Source organism: Streptomyces sp. NPDC088261 (genome assembly GCF_044740805.1).
GTDB lineage: Bacteria > Actinomycetota > Actinomycetes > Streptomycetales > Streptomycetaceae > Streptomyces.
This window is the reverse complement of the sequence record NZ_JBIURL010000006.1, coordinates 65,798-83,963: the sequence shown is the minus strand read 5'-3', so window position 1 is coordinate 83,963 and position 18,166 is coordinate 65,798. Positions and strand designations below refer to the sequence as shown.

19 protein-coding genes are annotated in these 18,166 nt (G+C 73.1%); 11 read left to right on the top strand and 8 right to left on the bottom strand.

The genetic code is table 11. The annotated features are described in order from the left end of the window. Positions 1 to 125: 125 nt before the first annotated feature. Complete coding sequence (locus tag ACIODU_RS14315; RefSeq protein ID WP_401767468.1) at positions 126 to 653, bottom strand: rhodanese-like domain-containing protein; 528 nt, start codon at positions 651 to 653, stop codon at positions 126 to 128. A 94-nt stretch (positions 654 to 747) separates the two neighbouring features. Here ACIODU_RS14315 and ACIODU_RS14310 point away from each other — a divergent pair, with 94 nt between their 5' ends. After that, complete coding sequence (locus tag ACIODU_RS14310) at positions 748 to 1,194, top strand: Lrp/AsnC family transcriptional regulator (RefSeq protein ID WP_356430988.1); 447 nt, start codon at positions 748 to 750, stop codon at positions 1,192 to 1,194. Here ACIODU_RS14310 and ACIODU_RS14305 read toward each other — a convergent pair. Next, a complete protein-coding gene (locus ACIODU_RS14305; protein WP_401767466.1) occupies positions 1,184 to 4,198 on the bottom strand; it encodes an AAA family ATPase in 3,015 nt (1,004 codons plus the stop codon). The two genes, ACIODU_RS14310 and ACIODU_RS14305, sit on opposite strands and share 11 nt — an antisense overlap. After that, positions 4,195 to 5,361, bottom strand: a complete 1,167-nt coding sequence (locus tag ACIODU_RS14300) for an exonuclease SbcCD subunit D (protein WP_401767464.1) — start codon at positions 5,359 to 5,361, stop codon at positions 4,195 to 4,197. The genes ACIODU_RS14305 and ACIODU_RS14300 overlap by 4 nt, the downstream gene beginning before the upstream one ends. Before the next feature lie 405 nt (positions 5,362 to 5,766). On the opposite strand from ACIODU_RS14300, the gene ACIODU_RS14295 reads away from it, so the two are divergent. The 3 genes from ACIODU_RS14295 (at position 5,767) to ACIODU_RS14285 (ending at position 7,689) form a co-directional block, all read left to right on the top strand. Next, positions 5,767 to 6,156 (top strand): STAS domain-containing protein, encoded by a 390-nt coding sequence (locus tag ACIODU_RS14295; RefSeq protein WP_356430983.1) that lies wholly within the window; start codon positions 5,767 to 5,769, stop codon positions 6,154 to 6,156. A 61-nt stretch (positions 6,157 to 6,217) separates the two neighbouring features. After that, positions 6,218 to 6,943: an ANTAR domain-containing protein gene (locus ACIODU_RS14290; RefSeq protein WP_356430981.1), complete on the top strand. Its 726-nt coding sequence runs from the start codon at positions 6,218 to 6,220 to the stop codon at positions 6,941 to 6,943. Then, positions 6,940 to 7,689 (top strand): ANTAR domain-containing protein, encoded by a 750-nt coding sequence (locus tag ACIODU_RS14285; protein WP_401767462.1) that lies wholly within the window; start codon positions 6,940 to 6,942, stop codon positions 7,687 to 7,689. Before ACIODU_RS14290 ends, ACIODU_RS14285 begins: the two co-directional genes overlap by 4 nt. A gap of 49 nt (positions 7,690 to 7,738) precedes the next feature. Here the strand turns inward: ACIODU_RS14285 and ACIODU_RS14280 are convergent, their stop codons facing one another. After that, positions 7,739 to 8,365 (bottom strand): YigZ family protein, encoded by a 627-nt coding sequence (locus tag ACIODU_RS14280; protein ID WP_401767460.1) that lies wholly within the window; start codon positions 8,363 to 8,365, stop codon positions 7,739 to 7,741. Positions 8,366 to 8,450: 85 nt separating this feature from the next. Between ACIODU_RS14280 and ACIODU_RS14275 the strand changes: the two genes are divergently transcribed. Continuing rightward, a complete protein-coding gene (locus ACIODU_RS14275) occupies positions 8,451 to 8,858 on the top strand; it encodes a CoA-binding protein (protein ID WP_356430976.1) in 408 nt (135 codons plus the stop codon). A 97-nt stretch (positions 8,859 to 8,955) separates the two neighbouring features. On the opposite strand, the gene ACIODU_RS14270 is transcribed toward ACIODU_RS14275, so the two are convergent. Beyond that, positions 8,956 to 9,510 (bottom strand): YbaK/EbsC family protein, encoded by a 555-nt coding sequence (locus ACIODU_RS14270; protein WP_356430974.1) that lies wholly within the window; start codon positions 9,508 to 9,510, stop codon positions 8,956 to 8,958. Between the two features lie 100 nt (positions 9,511 to 9,610). Next, positions 9,611 to 10,351 carry an acyltransferase gene (locus tag ACIODU_RS14265; RefSeq protein ID WP_356430972.1) on the bottom strand — a complete coding sequence of 247 codons (741 nt, stop codon included), beginning with the start codon at positions 10,349 to 10,351 and terminating at the stop codon, positions 9,611 to 9,613. A gap of 283 nt (positions 10,352 to 10,634) precedes the next feature. On the opposite strand from ACIODU_RS14265, the gene ACIODU_RS14260 reads away from it, so the two are divergent. From ACIODU_RS14260 to ACIODU_RS14240, 5 genes are read left to right on the top strand one after another with little or no spacing between them, the layout of a single operon-like run. Next, entirely contained in the window at positions 10,635 to 12,389 is a 1,755-nt protein-coding gene (locus ACIODU_RS14260) for a sensor histidine kinase (RefSeq protein WP_401767457.1), read from the top strand. A 57-nt stretch (positions 12,390 to 12,446) separates the two neighbouring features. Beyond that, positions 12,447 to 12,866: a roadblock/LC7 domain-containing protein gene (locus tag ACIODU_RS14255; protein ID WP_356430968.1), complete on the top strand. Its 420-nt coding sequence runs from the start codon at positions 12,447 to 12,449 to the stop codon at positions 12,864 to 12,866. Further along, positions 12,863 to 13,222, top strand: a complete 360-nt coding sequence (locus ACIODU_RS14250) for a DUF742 domain-containing protein (protein WP_401767455.1) — start codon at positions 12,863 to 12,865, stop codon at positions 13,220 to 13,222. The genes ACIODU_RS14255 and ACIODU_RS14250 overlap by 4 nt, the downstream gene beginning before the upstream one ends. After that, positions 13,203 to 13,817 carry an ATP/GTP-binding protein gene (locus ACIODU_RS14245; protein ID WP_356430965.1) on the top strand — a complete coding sequence of 205 codons (615 nt, stop codon included), beginning with the start codon at positions 13,203 to 13,205 and terminating at the stop codon, positions 13,815 to 13,817. The genes ACIODU_RS14250 and ACIODU_RS14245 overlap by 20 nt, the downstream gene beginning before the upstream one ends. Continuing rightward, the gene (locus tag ACIODU_RS14240) at positions 13,814 to 15,214 is read left to right on the top strand and encodes a cytochrome P450 (protein WP_401767453.1); all 1,401 of its coding nucleotides are present in this window, start codon (positions 13,814 to 13,816) and stop codon (positions 15,212 to 15,214) included. The genes ACIODU_RS14245 and ACIODU_RS14240 overlap by 4 nt, the downstream gene beginning before the upstream one ends. 72 nt (positions 15,215 to 15,286) lie before the next feature. Here the strand turns inward: ACIODU_RS14240 and ACIODU_RS14235 are convergent, their stop codons facing one another. Beyond that, positions 15,287 to 16,516, bottom strand: coding sequence for a cytochrome P450 (locus ACIODU_RS14235; RefSeq protein ID WP_401767451.1), 1,230 nt, complete (start codon positions 16,514 to 16,516; stop codon positions 15,287 to 15,289). 166 nt (positions 16,517 to 16,682) lie between these two features. On the opposite strand from ACIODU_RS14235, the gene ACIODU_RS14230 reads away from it, so the two are divergent. Then, a complete protein-coding gene (locus ACIODU_RS14230; RefSeq protein WP_401767450.1) occupies positions 16,683 to 17,279 on the top strand; it encodes a gamma carbonic anhydrase family protein in 597 nt (198 codons plus the stop codon). 186 nt (positions 17,280 to 17,465) lie between these two features. On the opposite strand, the gene ACIODU_RS14225 is transcribed toward ACIODU_RS14230, so the two are convergent. Further along, a complete protein-coding gene (locus tag ACIODU_RS14225; RefSeq protein ID WP_401767448.1) occupies positions 17,466 to 18,137 on the bottom strand; it encodes a DedA family protein in 672 nt (223 codons plus the stop codon). Between the last annotated feature and the right edge of the window lie 29 nt (positions 18,138 to 18,166).

Below are 18,166 nucleotides of genomic sequence, written 5' to 3'. Positions count from 1 at the left end.
CCGCGTCGTCCCGCGCTCGCCAAGCGCGCTCGCCGAGCCCGAGAACGTCCCGTTCCCGAGACCGCCGACCGCGACCCCGCCCGCGTCAACAGGCCGCCGCGCCCTCCCCGTACACCCCGTAAATCTCAGCAGCCGCACTCCTCCGCCCCCACCACCGCCGTCAGAGAATCGGCGGCGCGCCGCTCGGTGCCCTCCCAGGTCTCGACCTCGAAGCCCTCCCTGATCCAGTACTCGATCCCGCCGAGCATCTCCTTCACCCGGTAGCCCAGCCCGGCCAGGGCCAGCGCGGCGCGCGTACCGCCGTTGCAGCCGGGGCCCCAGCAGTACGTGACCACCGGGACCGCCTTGTCGAGGAGCCGTTCCGCGTCCTCGGCGACGCGCGCGGTCGGCAGGTGGAGCGCGCCGGGAACGTGCCCCTGGTCCCAGGACGCCGTGGAGCGGGAGTCCAGCAGGACGAAGCCGGGGTCGCCGCCCGCCGCCAGCGCCGCCGCCACGTCCGAGACGTCGGCGTGGAAGGCGAGGCTCGCGCCGAAGTACGCGGCGGCCTCGGCGGGGGACGCGGGCGGCACCCGCAGCACCGCGTTGACGGCGGAGGGAAGAGACGGAAGGGGCTGTGCGCCGCCGGTCGGAAGGTCTGCCTGTGTCGTGGTCATGCACAGAAATCTACGGTCGTCCGACCCGCGCTTGAAGGCGCGATCCCCGGCACCCCGCTTGAATCGCCGTGGTTTCCTCTGCTATCCCTGCCCCATGACCACGTATTCCCCGGACGGCACCGACTGGCGCATTCTGGACGTCCTCCAACGCGACGGCAGGGCCAGCTTCGCCGAGCTGGCGCGCGCCGTCTCGATGTCCCCGAGCGCCGTCACCGAGCGCGTGCGGCGGCTGGAAGAGGCCGGTGTGATCGCGGGCTACACCGCGGTCGTCGACCGCGAGCGCCTCGGGCTGCCGATCCTCGCCTACGTACGGCTGCGCTACCCGAACGGCAACTACAAGCCGTTCCACGACCTGCTGGAGCGGACCTCCGAGATCCTGGAGGCCCACCACGTGACGGGCGACGACTGCTTCGTCCTCAAGGTCGCCGCCCGCTCCATGTCCCACCTCGAAGAGATCACCGGCCGGATCGGCACCCTCGGCTCCGTGACGACCAACGTGGTCTACTCCTCCCCGCTGCCCCGCCGCGCCCTCAGTCGCTGAGCGCCGCCGCGTCCACGCCCCGCTGCCGGACCGCCGACCCGTCCCGCTCCTTGACGATCTCCAGCTGGGTCGGAATGCGGCGCCGCAGGTCCGCGACATGGCTGACGATCCCGACGCTCCGGTCCCGCTCGCGCAGCGAGTCCAGCACGTCCAGGACCTCGTCCAGGGTCTGGTCGTCCAGGCTGCCGAAGCCCTCGTCGATGAAGAGCGTGTCCAGCCGTACGCCCCCGGCCTCGTCCGTCACGACGTCGGCGAGGCCCAGCGCGAGCGCGAGCGACGCGAAGAACGTCTCGCCGCCCGACAGCGTCGCCGTGTCCCGCGCGCTGCCGGTCCACGCGTCCACGACCTGGAGGCCCAGTCCTGAGCGCCGCTGCCCGCCGGCCCTGGCGTCGGTGTGGACCAGCGCGTAGCGCCCGCCGGACATGCGCCGGAGCCGTACGGTCGCGGCGGCGGCGACCTGTTCGAGGCGGGCGGCCAGGACGTACGACTCCAGGCGCATCCGGTGCTCGTTGTCGGTCGAGGTGCCCGCCGTGAGCGCGGCGAGGCGGGCCACCCGGCCGTACTCCTCGCGCACCGGGCCAAGACCCCGCACCTCGGCCTCGGCCTGCCGGGAGAGCCGCCCCAGCTCCGAGCGGCGGTCGCGGGCGGCGGTACGGACGGACGACGCGCCGCGCAGGGCCCGCTCGGCCGTGTCGTGCGCGGCCTGCGCGGCGTCCGCCTCGGCGGGCGGCCGGTCGGCGGCGGCCCGCGCGTCCGATTCCCCGAGCCGGTCGGCGACCGCCGCCGCCTCGGCCTGCCAGAGGTCGATACGGCGCTGGAGCGCGCGCCGGTCGGTCTCGGAGAGGAGCGCCTCGGCGGCGGCGCGAGGGGTGTCGAAGCCGGCCCGGAACGCCGCGTCGGCCAGCCGGTCGTCGGCCTCCTTGAGCCGCGCCGCCGTGGTGTCGACCGCCCGGACGGCGTCGGCGGCCTCGGCGAGCCAGCGGGCCCGGTTCTCCAGTTGGGCGACCCGGTCGGCGACGCTGTCGGCGTCCCCGCGTGCCTGGCGCAACTGGCCTTCCAGCAGCAGCTGTTCACGTTCGAGGGCCTCGCGCCGCGACGTACGCGCGGCGACCCCGCGCTCGGCCTCGCGCCGGGCGGCGAGGCGGCGTTCGTACTCGTGCCCGGCCCGGTCGAGCGCCTCGCGGGCCGCGTGGGTGCTCGCGGCGACGCGGTGGGCGTCGGTGTGCTCGTGGTCCAACCGCCGTACCAGCTCGGCCAGTTCGGCGACGGTGGCGGTGCCGGCCGCCTCGCGGGCCGCCGCGCGTTCCTCCCGCAGTTCCGCGTATCGCCGTTCGGCCACGGCCCGTTCGGCGTCCGCGCGGTCGTACAGCTCCCGGCGCGCGTCCTCGTCGGCCGGGTTCACCTGGTCGTCGGAGGCCCGCGCGGGGGCCGGGTGCCCGACGGAACCGCAGACGGCGCACGGCTCCCCGTCGACCAGCCGCGCGGCCAGCTCCGCCGCGATGCCCTCCAGGCGGCGCTCGCGGATCCGCAGCCATGCCTCGTGGGCCGTGTTGGCCTCCTCACGGGCGGAGTTGAGCCGCCGTTCCGCCGTGCCGGCGGACTCTTCGAGGGTGTCGCGCCGCCGGGCCGCGGTGAGCCGCCGCCGGGCCGGTTCGAGCTGTCCGGCGAGTTGTTCGGCGCGGGTGGCCGCCTCCTGGGCGGCCTCGATACGGTCCTGGAGGGTGCGGCGGGTGGTGTCCCAGCCGGCCAGCCAGCTCTCCGCGTCCCGGAGGATCTCCTCGTCGGTCCGCGCCTCCCGCTCCAGTCCCGCCCGCTCGGCGGTGATCTCCGCGCTGCGCCGCTCGGCCTGCCGGGCCGCGTCCAGGGCGCCCAGTTCCTGGCGCATGGTCCGTTCCAGGGCGGCCAGTTGCTCGGCGCCCGCCTCGGTGAGGTCGTCGGGGAGGCGTTCGCGCGTACGGTCGTACTCACTGGACGCGGCGCGGTGCGCGCGGTCGGCGTCCTCCCGCAGGGCGAGGGCCGGCGCGACCCGTTCGGCCTTGAGGCCGCGCTCCAGCAGGGTCCCGGCCTCGTCCCGCTCGGGGCGGCGGGCCTCCAGCTCCTCGGCGCGCCGGCGTGCCGACGCGAACCGCTCCTGGAGACGGGCCAGTTCACGCTCACCGTCCAGGGCGCGCCGGGCCGCCGCCTGCCGGCTCTCCGCCGCCGCGAGGGCCGACTCGGCGATGTCGGCGCGCTCGTACGCGAGGGAGCGGGCGACGGCCGCCCATTCCAGGACGGCCGGGGCGAGTTCGGGGTCGCCCGGCTGGAGCCCCGGCAGCGGTGGCACCCCGCCGCCCGCCGCCTGGGCGACGCGCTGCGCGATCCCGGTCAGCCGTTCGTCCCCCGCGCGCACCTGCTGCTCGGCGGCGCGGCGCAGCTCGGCGAGGCGTTCCTCGACGGCGGCGAAGCGCCGGGTGTCGAAGAGCCGTCCGAGCAGTTTGCCGCGCGCTTCCGCGTCGGCCCGCAGGAAGCGCGCGAAGTCCCCCTGGGGCAGGAGCACGACCTGGCAGAACTGCTCGCGGCTCATGCCGAGCAGCTGGCCGATCTCGTCGCCGATCTCCTGGTGGGAGCGGCTCAGCGCGCGCCACGCGCCGCTCCCGGGGTCGTACTCGCGCAGCCGGCTCTGCGCCTTCTCGGTGGTGAAGCCGGCGCCCCGCTTCTTGGGGCGGAGCTGAGCGGGCTGCCGGGTGATCTCCAACCGCCGTCCGCCCACGGTCAGTTCGAGCAGGATCTCGGTGGGCGTCCCGGCGGCGGCGTGGTCGCTGCGCAGGGACGCCCCCGGGCTCTGCCGGGCGCCCGGCACGGCGCCGTACAGCGCGTAGCAGACCGCGTCGAGCACGGACGTCTTGCCCGCGCCGGTGGGTCCGTGGAGCAGGAAGATGCCGGCGGTGGAGAGCGCGTCGAAGTCGACGGACTGGGTCCCGGCGAAGGGGCCGAAGGCGGTGAGGGTGAGGCGGTGCAGTCTCATGGGGTCACCTCGCGGACCGTCGCGTCGACCCGTACGTCCTCGAAGGCGTCACGCAGCACGGTACGTTCCCGCGCGTCGGCCCCGGACCCGCCGCGCACGTGCGCCACGAAGTCCTCGGCGATCTGCTGGTCGGTACGGCCCGCGAGGCGCGCCGCGTACGAGGCGAGCGGGTCGTCGTCGGTGCGCTCGGGGTCGAACACCAGGCTGAGGGTGTGCGGGAAGCGGGCGGTGAGCCGGGCCATGGGTTCGGAGGGGCGGACCGTGTCGGTCAGGGTCGCCTCGACCCAGGCGTCCTCGTGGGGGGTGAGGGTCTCGTCGGCCAGCAGGTCGTCCAGCCGGCCCCGGATCCTGGCCAGGGCGCGCGGTACGGGACAGTCGATCCGCTCCGCCTCGATCTCGCCGCCGGGGCCGAGGTCCACCAGCCACATGGTCTTGCGGTGGGCGGCCTCCGAGAAGGAGTACGCGAGCGGCGAACCCGCGTACCGTACGCGCTCGGTCAGGCGCTGGGAGCCGTGCAGGTGGCCGAGGGCGACGTAGTCGACGCCGTCGAAGACCCCGGCGGGCACGACCGCGATCCCGCCGACGGTGATGTCGCGTTCGCTCTCGCTGGGCGCGCCCCCGGCGACGAAGGCGTGGGCGAGGACCACGGAGCGGGTGCCGGCGGGGCGGGCGGCGAGGTCGGCCCGTACCCGCTCCATGGCGGCGGTGAGCACGGTCTCGTGATCCGCCCTGGGGGCCTTGAACTCGTCCCGTACCAGCGCCGGTTCGAGGTAGGGCAGGCCGTAGAAGGCGACGTCGCCGTGGGTGTCGGTGAGCACGACGGGGGTGGCGCAGTGGGCCGGGTCGGTCCGCAGGTGGATCCCCGCGCGCCCGAGGAGACCGGAGCCGACGCCGAGCCGGCGGGCCGAGTCGTGGTTCCCGGAGATCATCACGGTCGGTACGTCCGCGTCGGCCAGCCGGTGCAGGGCCCGGTCGAAGAGGTCCACGGCGCCCAGCGGCGGTACCGCGCGGTCGTAGACGTCGCCCGCGACCACCACCGCGTCGACCGCGTGGGTCCGTACCGTCGTCACGAGATGGTCGAGGAACGCGGCTTGCGCGTCGAGCAGGCCCACGCGGTGGAACGACCGCCCCAGATGCCAGTCCGACGTATGGAGAATCCTCAAGAGACGGCTCCGGCGTGCATAGTTCCCTTTCCCCCACCCCTCAGGGCGCCCGGTCCCGCGCGCACCTCGCCGGTCACGCCACTCGTCGGCGACCACGCTAGCGCCGCCCGCAACGCGTTTCCCAGCGGCCCCAGTCTCGCACCGGAGGCCCGCCGGGCGGGTCATCGCCGGTCATCCCGGGGTCATCTGCGCGAACCCCGCCCGAAACAACAGACACAATCGGTGACACTTACGACAAATTCCATCACCACTCATGAATCTCCGATCGGATCAGCACCAAGTTCGGGCAGCCGGTGGCGCATGGGCGCCGTGACGAGGTCCGGCGGCGGACGCCGCACTACGCTGGCCGCGCTGACGAACCGTGTCCCGGCCCCCGGCGACCAGACCCAGAGGAGTTGGCCACGGATGGGTTCCCTCACCGATCCCCCCGACGCGTGCCAGGTGGTCAGGGCGACGGGTGAACTCGACCTGACGACCGTCCCCCGCTTCGCGCGCGAGCTGCGGACCATACGGGACCTGCCGCGACCGCCCCGCCTGGTGGTGGACCTGACCGCCGTCTCCTTCATGGACGGCAGCGCCCTCGACCCGCTCTGCGCGGCCTGGGACGACTGCCGGTACCGAGGCGGCTGGGCCAGGGTCGTCTACACGCGTCGCAGCGTCGGCATCGTGTTCCGCGCGGCCCGGCTCGGGGAGCTGTTCCCCCAGTACCTGAGCGTCCTCGACGCCCGGAACGGCCAGGTCGCGGACGCCCCGCCGCCCCGGGGACAGGACGCGCCGTCCGGCGGGAGCGCGTAGCCTTGGCCGGAGTCGGCGGGCGCCGCCCAGGACACCGGCCACAGCGATCAGGACGGACACCGTGATCAGCGACGGCATGGCCGAAGTCCTGCGGACCCTCGGCCTCGGCGGGGACAGGGACCTGGCGGCCGTCTGCGTGCAGGCACTCGGGGTGGACGGGGTCGCGGTGTCCCTCCTCCTGGACGACGGGCCGCTGGTCGAGCCGTTGTGGTGCTTTCCGGGGAGCAGCGCCCGTTTCGAGGAGCTCCAGTTCACCTTCGGGGAGGGCCCGGGACCCGAGGCGGTCCGTACGGGCGTGGTCGTCCTGGAGCCGGATCTGGCGCGCGTACGGCCGGAGCGGTGGCCGGCACTGCTGCCGGCCGCGCTGGCGACCCCGGTGCGGGGCGTCTTCTGCTTCCCCCTCGGCATAGGCGCCATCCGTTTGGGTGTCATGACCGTCGTGCGCCATGACAACCGCGGGTTGTCGCGCCAGCAGATCGCGGACGCGCTGGCGCTCACGGCGGCGCTGACCACGGTTTTCCTGGACGACCAGGGCACACGGGTCAGGGGCGGCCGGAAGGCGGTGTCCCCGCCGTCCGAAGTGCACCGCGCGGTGGTCCACCAGGCGACCGGCATGATCAGTGTGCAGCTCGGGGTGGAGCTGGCGGAGGCGCTCGTGCGGCTGCGCGCCTTCGCGTACGGCAGTGAGCAGACGTTGAGCGAGGTCGCGGCGGACGTGGTAGCGAGAAAGCTTCGATTCGAGGACCATAAGAACGGGCCGGATTCGCCCGACGGTGGAAAGAGATGATCGGCATGGCCCGCGAACAACGACTGGCGGAGATCTTCGTCGAGGTCGCCGACTCCCTGATCGACGACTTCGACGTCATCGATCTGCTCCAGCGGCTGTCCACCCGCTGCATCGAACTGCTCGCCGTCGACGCGGCGGGCATCATGCTGGCGGACGTGCACGGCGAGTTGCAGATCATGGCCGCGTCGGACGAGCACGCCCGGCTGCTCGAACTGCTCGCGGTGCAGCACGACCAGGGTCCGTGCGTGGAGTGCTACGCCACGGGTCTGGCGAGCCCCAACATCGACCTGACGGACGCCACGGCCGCCGCGAAGTGGCCGCGCTTCACCGCGCAGGCGCGCGCGACCGGGTACGTGACCACCCACGCGCTGCCGCTGCGGCTGCGGGACCGCGTGGTCGGCGCGCTGAACCTCTTCCAGAACGAACCGCACCCGCTCGGGGACGGGGAACTGGCCCTCGCCCAGGCGCTGGCGGACGTCGCGACGATCGCCATCCTCCAGCAGCGCACGCTGGAGCAGTCGCACGTGGAGACGAGCCAGCTCCAGGCGGCGCTGACCAGCAGGGTGCTGATCGAGCAGGTGAAGGGGATCCTCGCCGAACGCTGGGGAGCGTCCGTGGACGAGTCGTTCGAGGCCTTCCGCGCCTACGCCCGTTCCCACCGGCTGCGGCTGGCGGACTTCGCGGCGGAGATCATCACCGGCGGGTTCGACACCTCACTGATCCCGGCGCCGGCCCGGAGCCTCTGAGTCACCGCGCGCGCCGGAGCGCACGCGGGCGGGCGCCGCCCGGGCGCCCTCATCCGTCCCCGTACGCCTCCGCGCCCAGTTCCAGTACCGCCGTCCCCGCCGTGGTGTCGGCGAGCCAGGCCCGGAACGTGTCGACCTCTCCGTCCGGCAGCCCGACCCCGATGGTCACCGCCTCCGCGTACCGCACCTCGCGGACCGCGCGCCCGGTGGCCCGCAGATCGTTCTCCAGCTTGCCCGCGCGCTGGTGGTCCACGGTGACGGTGGCGAGCCGGAAGCGCCGCCGGGTCCGGACGCCGACCACGTCCAGCGCCTCGCCGACCGCCCCGCCGTACGCCCTGATCAGCCCGCCCGCGCCCAGCTTGACCCCGCCGTAGTAGCGGGTGACGACCGCGACGACGTACCGCATCTCGCGGCGCAGCAGCATGTCGAGCATCGGCACCCCGGCCGTCCCGCCGGGCTCCCCGTCGTCGCTCGCCTTCTGTACGGAGGCGTCGGCGCCGATCACGTACGCGAAGCAGCGGTGACTGGCCGCCGGGTGCTCCTTGCGGATCCCCGCGACGAAGTCCTGCGCCTCGCGCTCGTCGGCGACCGGCGCGAGGGCGCAGAGAAAACGTGACCGGTTGACCTCGGTCTCGTGCACGCCCGCGCGGGCGACGGTCCGGTACTGCTCCTGCATCACCCCACCCTATGCGGGGCCGCCGGCCCGCGGACCCGCGGGAATACGCGGGAATGACCGGGCCGGGCCGCCCGTTGTCCCGGACATGTACGCAGACGAGAAGACCATCCGCCGGATCCTCACCTCGACCGGTGACACCTGGGCGGTCGTGGGCCTGTCCAGCAACACCTCGCGGGCGGCCTACGGCGTCGCGGCCGTGCTCCAGCGCTTCGGGAAGCGGGTGGTGCCGGTGCATCCCAAGGCCGAGACGGTCCACGGCGAGCAGGGGTACGCCTCGCTGGCCGACATCCCCTTCCCCGTCGACGTCGTGGACGTCTTCGTGAACAGCGAGCAGGCCGGGGCGGTCGCGGACGACGCCGTGGCGATCGGCGCGAAGGCCGTCTGGTTCCAGCTCGGGGTGATCGACGAGCAGGCGTACGAGCGGACGCGCGACGCCGGTCTGGCGATGGTGATGGACCGCTGCCCGGCCATCGAGATCCCGCGGCTGGGCTGAACCGGGGACTCGGCTGCCCCTGGGGCGAGGGCGGGGGTACGGAGGTCGGGCGGCCGGCTCGTACCGTCCAGGCCTCCTCCTCGGCCTCGGACGCCCCTCAGATACCCAGAGCCTCCAGCACCACCGCGCCCGGCAGGTCCGCGAAGGCCTTGCCGGGCACGATGAGCTTGCCCCGGCGGCGGCCGCTGCCGATGAGGACCCACTCCGTGTCGAGCACGGCGGAGTCCACGAAGAGCGGCCAGTCGGCGGGGAGCCCGATCGGCGTGATGCCGCCGTACTCCATGCCCGTCTCGCCGACGGCGGTGTCCATGGGGGCGAACGACGCCTTGCGCGCGCCGAGTTGTTTGCGTACCACCCCGTTGACGTCCACCCGGGTACGGGACAGGACGACGCACGCGGCGAGGGTCGACCCGCCCGCGCGCTTGCCCGCCACCACGACGCAGTTGGCCGACTGGTCCAGCAGCTCGGCGCCGTGGTGTTCGACGAAGGCGGCCGTGTCGGCGATCGCCGGGTCGGTGTCCACGAACACCAACTGGTCGGCGGGGACGGCGCCCTGCCAGGCGCGTACGGCCCGGGCGACCGGTTCGGTGAGCAGGTCGAGGCAGTCCGGGGCGGGTCGGGCGTCGGTGAAGTTTCCGATGGGTGCGCGCATGGACGTCACGCTAACGCACGGCAGGCGCACGACCGGCGCGCGCGTGAGCCGTCGCCCCTCGGCCGTCAGCCGTTGTTCGTCAGCCGTCAGCCGGTGGCCGTCAGCCGTCCGGGTCCAACTCCGCCAGCGCCAGCAGCTGTTCCGGCGTGACCCCCTCCGGGATCGGCACCGGCGCCGGGGTGCGCAGCGGCGGCTGCCAGCCCCGCTCCGGGTCCCAGCTCCGTACGATCCGCGCCGGGGCCCCCGCCACCACCGCGTGGTCCGGCACCTCGCCCCGTACCACCGCGCCCGCCGCCACGACCACGTTCCTGCCGAGCCGCGCGCCCGGCAGGACGACCGCGCCCGTGCCGAGCCAGCAGCCGGACCCGATCTCGACGGGCTCGACGCGGGGCCACTGCTTGCCGACGGGTGTCCCCGGATCGTCGTAGCTGTGGTTGGTCGACGTGATGTAGACGTACGGGCCGCAGTACGTGTCGGAGCCGATGGTCACCGTGGTGTCGGCGATGACGTGACTGCCCCGCCCGAGGACCACCCCGTCGCCCAGCGTCAGAACCGTCGCGGGTCCGAGGTCCAGACCGGGCATCATCCCGGCGGTCAGCGTGACCTGCTCGCCTATGACGCAGTGGTCGCCCAGCTCGATCCACGCCTCGCCGAACACCGTGCCCTGCGGGAACGCCAGCCGGGTGCCGGCGCCGATCCTGGCGAAGCGCAGCCGCCCAGGATGCTCGGCGGTGACGGCGCCGGTGTCCTGGATCCAGCGCCAGCCGCGCTGGACGGCGCGCGACGCGAGAGCGCGGCGCCACGCGGCCAGCGAGGAGAGGACGGTTCCGTTCTTCGGCACGCACTCACCGTAGTGGGGCGCGGACAGGACGGGCCGGGCGCGGACCTGTGATCTTCCCCCCAGGCCCCCGCGGAAGCGCCCCTTCCGCTGCCCCGGCGTCCCCTCCCCTGTCACGGCACCCTCTCCCGTACCACGGCACCCCTCCCCACAGGGGCACTTCCGCGCGAACTCCCCCGTAGGGCTGGCACCGGCCTTTCGCGGGCCTCGGGACGCGGCGCCGTGGCTAGCATGAACGCCACTCTCTGTCTCCCCCCACACACTCCAAGTACCGAGGGACCGCGGAATGTCAGTGCCTGTCACCCCCAGCCCGCACCGCATACGCCCCGCACGATCGCTGTCGCTGACCGCCCCGCTGGCCGTGCTGATCGTCGCGGGCGCGGCCGCTGCCGCCGTGGTCGCGGCGGCTCCCGGCCCGGCCCGCGCCTGGGTGACGGCCACCGCCGCCGGGGCCTGGGCCTGTGTGGCGGTCACCGTCGCCGTCGCCGTCGTGCTGGTACGCCAGGGCCGCCGCGGTGCGGTCACGGCGGACGGCGAGGTCAGGACCGCGCAGACCCAACTGGCCCAGCTCGTCGGGGAATCGGCGCACCTGCTCAACGTCTCGCTGCCCTCGGTGGTCAAGCGCCTGCGGGACGGCGCGAGCGCCGAGACCGCGACCGCCGCCGTCACCGCGCCGTCGGACCCCCAACTGCGCCGCCTGCTGGAGGTGTTAGCCGCCGAGGTCGCCGCGTCGGAACAGCGCGCGGCCGACGCGCGCGCGGAGTGCGCGAAGGCCGTCGAACAACTCGCCCGGGCCGCCGACGATCTCGACCTCCTGATGACGAGGACGATCCCCGGCGCGCTCGGCGGGCTGCGCTCCGGCGGCTCGGCGGACACGGTGCTCGGCAGTCTCGAACCGCCCGCGGATCCGCGGCTGCGGATCCTGGTGGACTCGATCGTCCGCGAGTTCGCCGTCAGTGAGCGGCGGGGCGCGGCCGCGCAGGCGGCCAGCGCCAAGGCGCTGAGCCGGGTGCAGGCCAAGGCCGTGAGCATGCTGGCCGATCTGCGCGAGATGCAGGACAAGTACGGCGAAGAGGTGTTCGGCGACCTGTTGAGGCTCGACCACAACACCTCCCAGCTCGGATTGCTCACCGACCGGCTGGCCCTGCTGATGGGCGGCCGCGCCAGCCGCGCGTGGAACAAGCCGATCCCGATGGAGTCCATCCTGCGCGGCGCGGTGGGCCGTATCGCCGCCTATCAGCGGGTACGGCTCCACTGCTCCAGCACCGCCGCGATCGCCGGGTTCGCCGCCGAGGGCGTGATGCACCTCCTGGCCGAACTGATGGACAACGCGGCGAACTTCTCGCCGCCCATCGACGAAGTGCACGTCTACGTCGAGGAGCGCACGGCGGGGATCGTGGTGACCATCGAGGACAGCGGCCTCAAGATGGCGGACGCGGCGATGCGCCGGGCCGAGGAGTCCGTGTCGGGCCGGATGAACGACCTGGCGGTGCTCCAGGGGACCCGGCTCGGGCTCGCGGTCGTGGGGCGGCTGGCCGCCAAGTACCACCTGAGCGTCAACTACCGGCCCTCCTCGCGCGGCGGTACGGGCGTGGTCGTCCTCTTCCCGCCCCAACTGCTCGCCCAGCAGCGGTCGGTGCTCCCGGAGCAGGCCGTACGGACGGAGCAGGACGCGCTCCCGGAGCAGGCCGTACGGACCGAGCAGGACGCACGGCCGGAGCGGACGGCGTTCCCGGAGCAGACCGTACGACCGGAGCGGGCGCCGTTCCCGGAGCAGACCGTACGGCCCGAACGCGCCGACACACCGTCGCCCGGGTCGGCCGCGGCGGCCGCCCCCGCCCCGGGCGACGGCCCCCGCGTGGCCACGCCCAACGGGCTGCCGGTACGGCCGCCGGGCCGCACGATGGCCGCCGCCGACCGGGGCCGCCCGGAGCCGGAACCGGAAACCGGCGCGCCCCGCACGGGCCGCGACGCGGGCTCGCAGTTCGGCGCGTTCCACCGCGCCCGTCAGGGCCACCGCCCACCGGACGACACCCCGTAGCGGCCACCCCACGCACCAGCCCCCCAAGTCCCCCACCCGGAACGCGAGATCAGGAACATGCAGACCACTGACAACAGTCTGACCTGGCTCCTGGAGAGCCTGCTGGAACGCACCCCCGGCACCCGCCACGCCCTGGTCCTCTCCCGCGACGGACTCAAGCTCTGCTGGAGCCGCTTCCTCACGGTCGACCAGGCCGACCAGCTCGCCGCGATCTGCTCCGGCATCCAGGCGCTCGCCCAGGGCGCCTCGGTGGAGTTCGGCAACGGCAGCGGAGGCGTACGGCACTCGATGACCGAGTTCCACGGCGGCCTGCTGTTCGTCGTGGAGGCCGGTGAGGGGGCCCACCTGGCGGTCGTCGCCGAGGACGGCGCGGACCCGGGTGTGGTGGGCCACCGGATGACCGAGCTGGTCGAGCAGATCGGTGAGCACCTGCGGGCCGAGCCGCGCACTCCCGAGCGGGAGAGTTCCCCGTCATGATCCGCAAGCCCGTCGACACCGGGGACCCCCACCGGCTGTACACGGTCACCGGTGGCCGCAGCCGGGTCGACGACGACACGTTCGACCTGGTCACCCTGATCGTCGCCGAGTGCGAACCGACCCCGGGCATGCAGTCGGAGCACGCCAGGATCCTGAACCTGTGCCGTCATCCCACCGCGGTCGTGGAGATCTCCGCCGAGGTGGGACTGCCCGTGACGGTGGTACGGATCCTGCTCGGCGATCTCCTCGCGACCGGCCGCATCACCGCCCGCCGTCCCCGCGCCGGGCGGACGGTCGCCTCACCGGCCGACTCCGCCTTTCTCAAGGAGGTGCTCCATGGACTCCATGCTCTCTGAACTGCCGGGCCGCACGCCCCTGGCCGACGGGGCGGAGACCGGTCTCAAGATCGTGGTGGTGGGCGGGTTCGGGGTCGGCAAGACCACGCTCGTACGGTCGGTCAGCGAGATCCGGCCGCTCAACACCGAGGAGGTCATGACCCAGGCGGGCGCCGGTGTGGACGACCCGGCCGGGCTGACCACCAAGACGACCACCACGGTGGCCTTCGACTTCGGCCGGATCAGTCTCAACGACCGCATGGTGCTCTACCTGTTCGGGGCGCCGGGCCAGGAGCGGTTCTGGTTCCTGTGGGACCGGCTGTTCTCCGGCACCCTCGGCGCGGTGGTCCTGGTCGACACCCGGCGCATGAGCGAGTCGTGGTACGCCATCGACCGGCTCGAACACCACAAGACCCCGTTCGTGGTCGCGGTCAACCGGTTCGACGACGACGTCTCCGCGTTCTCCCTGGACGAGATCCGGCAGGCGCTGTCGCTGGCGGACCACGTGCCGCTGATCGACTGCGACGCGCGGGTGCGCTCCTCCGGCAAGAACGTCCTGATCACCCTCGTGGACCACCTCTACGAACTGGCCATGGCCCGGGAGCTGACCCCATGACCGAACCCACGACGGATCCCCCGGCCGGCCACCCGGCGGACCACCTGCCCGGACCGGCGGGCCCCGCCGAGCCCGTCGAGCCCACTGATTCCACCGACCTCACCGACCTCCCTGGTCTCGCCGATCCCGCCGATCCCGCCGGCCCGGGCGACCCCGGCGGGGCGCCTCCGCCGGGCTGTCCCGCGCACCCGGGCGCGGTGTCGTTGAGCGGTCTGGAGTTCCAGCAGACCCCGTCCGAGCTGTACCGCGCCCTGCGCCGCCGGCACGGCACCGTCGCGCCCGTCCTCCTCGACGGTGACATCCCCGCCTGGCTGGTGCTCGGTTACTCCGAGGTCTCGTACGTCACCGGTCACGACGAGCTGTTCGCCCGCGACTCGCGCCGCTGGAACCAGTGGGCCGCCATCCCGGCCGACTGGCCGCTGATGCCGTACGTCGGCCACCAGCCGTCAGTGCTCTTCACGGAGGGTACGGAGCACCAGCGCAGGGCCGGTGTGATCACGGAGGCGCTGGAGGCGGTCGACCAGTTCGAACTCGCCCATCTGTGCCGGGAGATCGCCGAGGCGCTCATCGACGGGTTCGCGGGCGGCGGCCGGGCCGAGCTGATGACAGCGTACGCGCACGCGCTGCCGATGCGTGCCGTGGTGCGGCTGTGCGGAATGCCGGGCGGCGGCAGCGGCGACACCGACGATCTCGTACGGGACCTGCGGGTCTCCCTGGACGCGGCGGAGGACGACGACCCGGTGGCCGCGTACCTGCGGGTGCAGGCGCGGATCGAGCAGCTGGTCAAGGACAAGCGGACCAGCCCCGGTTCGGACATCACGTCCCGGATGCTGACCCATCCGGCGGGCCTCACCGACGCCGAGATCGTCCAGGACCTCATCACGGTCATCGCCGCCGCCCAGCAGCCGACGGCCAACTGGATCTGCAACACCCTGCGTCTGCTGCTGACCGACGACCGGTTCGCGCTGAACGTGTCGGGCGGCCGGATCGGGGTGGGGCAGGCGCTGAACGAGGTGCTCTGGCTGGACACCCCGACGCAGAATTTCATCGGCCGATGGGCCGTGCGGGACACCCAGTTGGGCGGCCGGCAGATCAGGGCGGGCGACTGCCTGGTCCTGGGACTGGCGGCGGCCAACACGGATCCGCTGATCTGGCCGGGCGGCGCGGTCGGCGCGGAGAACTCCGCGCACCTGTCGTTCAGCAACGGCGAGCACCGCTGCCCCTATCCGGCGCCGCTGCTGGCCGACGTCATCGCCAGGACGGCGATCGAGACGCTGCTGGAGCGGCTGCCCGACGTGGTGCTGGCGGTGGAGCCGCACGAGCTGCGCTGGCGGCCCTCGATCTGGATGCGCGGTCTGATGGCGCTGCCGGTACGGTTCACCCCCGCGGCACGCTGAGGCCGGCCGCCGGGCCGCGTGGGGAGGAGGCCGACCTCAGCCCCCGTACACCCGGCCCGGGACGGCCCGGGGTCAGGCGGGAGCGGCGGGGGTGAACACCAGCGGCAGGGACCGGGGGCCCCGGGTGAACACGCCCTGCTCCACCGGGTCGAAGCCGTCGGCGAGACGCACGTCCGGCATGGCGTCCAGCAGTTGGCCGACGCCGGACTCGATCTCCGCCTTGGCCAGCAGGGCGCCGACGCAGAAGTGCCGGCCGAGCGCGAACGCGAGGTGATCGGCGGCGGCGGAGAACGCGGTGGTGGTGGTCAGGTCGTCCCGGAAGATGTCGAAGGTGTCGGGCTCGGCGTAGCGGGAGCCGTCCCGGTTGGCCGCCCCGATCAGACAGGTGACCGTCGCACCGGACGGTATCGTGCCGCCGCTCACCTCGACGTCCACGGCGGTCTGCCGCATGATCATGTGGACCGGCGGGGTGAACCGGAGCGTCTCCGCGAAGGCCCGGGGGATCAGGCTCCTGTCCTCCCGTACGGCCGCGAGCTGTTCGGGGTGGAGCAGCAGGTTCGCGAAGAGCGAGGCGATCGCCTTGTCGGTGGTCTCCCCGCCGGCGGTGAGCAGGAGACTACAGAAGGACTTGATGTCCTCGTCGTTCATCCGTACGCCGTCGACCTCGGCGGCGCAGAGGGTGGAGAGGAGGTCGTCGCCCAGGTTCTCCCGCCGGGCCCGGATGATCGGGATCATGTACTCGGCGAACTCGACCCGGGTCCGCTCCCCGTCCGCCGTGACCTGGGGGTCGCCGGAGAGGTTGCCGAGGAAGGCGATGACGGCGGTGTACCAGGTGTGGAAGCGGCCGTGGTCGGACTTGTCCAGGCCCAGCATGTCCACGATGACGTTGATGGGGAAGCGGGTGGCGAAGGCGTCGACCAGGTCGACCGTACCGGTGTGCCGGAAGGTGTCGATCAGCTCGCGGGCGTTGCGGTCGATGACCGGTAAGAACTTCCGCTGGAGGTCGTCGCCGCGGAAGGCGGGGGCGACGAGCGCCCGGCGTACGGCGTGCTCCCGCCCGCTGAGCTGGAGGATCGTCTTCCCGTGCACGGGCGCGAGCTGCCAGTCGTAGTTGTCGGTGGTGAACACCGACTCGCGGTCCTTGAAGGCCCGTTCCACATCGTCGTACCGCGAGATGATCCAACTGCGGGTGGCCTCGTGCCAGATGAGGGGCGCGTGCTCGCGCATGGCGCGGTAGGCCGGATAGGGATCCGCGGCGAACTCGGCGGAGAGAATGTCGGGGATCTGCTGTGCGGTGGCCATGGAGCTCCCTCGGATCGACCCACACGATCGGAACATCCCTGCCCGCACAGTTTATTGATGATCCATCAGAAGAGACACCCCGAGGGCGGCCCGACCTGGTGCCGGAAGGCCGGCGGGAGTCGCCTACGGTTCGTACGGATACCGGAGAAGAGGCGGGGAGAGGCGCATGACGCACGAGGCACTGATCGCGGGGCTGGCGGGCAAGGACCCCCGGATCGATCCGGGCGCCTTCCTCGCGCCGACCTGTGTGGTGGTGGGCGAGGTGACCGTGGCGGCGGGCGCGAGCGTCTGGTACCACACGGTGCTGCGGGCCGACTGCGGCCCGATCCTGCTCGGCCCGGACTGCAACATCCAGGACAACTGCACGCTCCACTCGGACCCGGGCTCCCCGCTGTCCGTCGGCGCGCGGGTGTCGGTGGGCCACAACGCGGTGCTGCACGGGTGTGTCGTCGAGGACGACGTCCTGATCGGCATGGGCGCGACGGTCCTGAACGGCGCGCACATCGGCACGGGCTCCCTGATCGCGGCGCAGGCACTCGTCCCGCAGGGGATGCGCGTACCACCGGGCTCCCTGGTGGCCGGCGTCCCGGCAAAGGTGCGCCGCCGGCTGACGGAGGAGGAAAAGGAGGGCATCAAACTGAACGCGGCGGTCTACACGGACCTGTCCAAACTCCACCGAGAGTCCCACCCAAGCCGTCCCGACACCGCAAGCCCGCCCGGCACCGCAAGCCCGTCCGGCACCTCAAGCCCGCCCGGCGCTTGAGGACAACAGTGACCGCACAGGTCACGACCCGCGCACACCCACCGCCCACATCCACCCCGGCACCTCAAGCCCGTCCGGCGATTGAGGACAACAGTGACCGCACGGCTCACGCCCCGCGCAGACCCACCGGCCACATCCAGCCCGTCCGGCGATTGAGGACACCCCGGTCCAGGCGGACCGCCCCGCCTACTCCCCGGCCCGTACCGACTCCGGCGCCCCCGACTCCACCTCACCCGCACCCGCACCCGCCCCGGCACCCGCCGACTTCGCCCGGCTCCGCAACACCAGCATCGACCCCACCCCGATCAACACCGCCAAAGCCAACCCCACCCACGAGAACCGCTTCAACCACGGCTCCGCCACCACACCCACCGTGTAGATGACCGCCGTCGTCCCCCCGGCCCACACAATCCCGCCGAACACGTTCGCGATCAGGAACTTCCAGTACGGCATGTGCAGCACCCCCGCCAGCGGCCCCGCGAAGATCCGCAGCAGCGCCACAAAACGGCCGAAGAAGACCGCCCACATGCCCCACTTCTCGAAGGACCGCTCCGCCATCGCGATCTGGGCCTCGCCGAAGTGCTTGGGGAACTTGCCCCCCAGCCACGCGAGCAGCGGCCTGCCGCCCCGCCGCCCGATGGCGTAACCGATCGAGTCCCCGATGATCGCGCCGGCCGAGGCGCACGCCCCGAGGATGTACGGGTCGATGTCACCGTGCTGGGACGCCAGCAGCGCCGCACTGACAAGGACGATCTCACCGGGCAGCGGGATGCCGAGGCTTTCCAGCCCGATCACCAGCCCCACCAGGAGATAGATGCTGACCGCGGGCACGGTCTCGAGCCACTCCTGGACGTGCAACGCCGGTTCCTCCCGTATACCCGTACCCG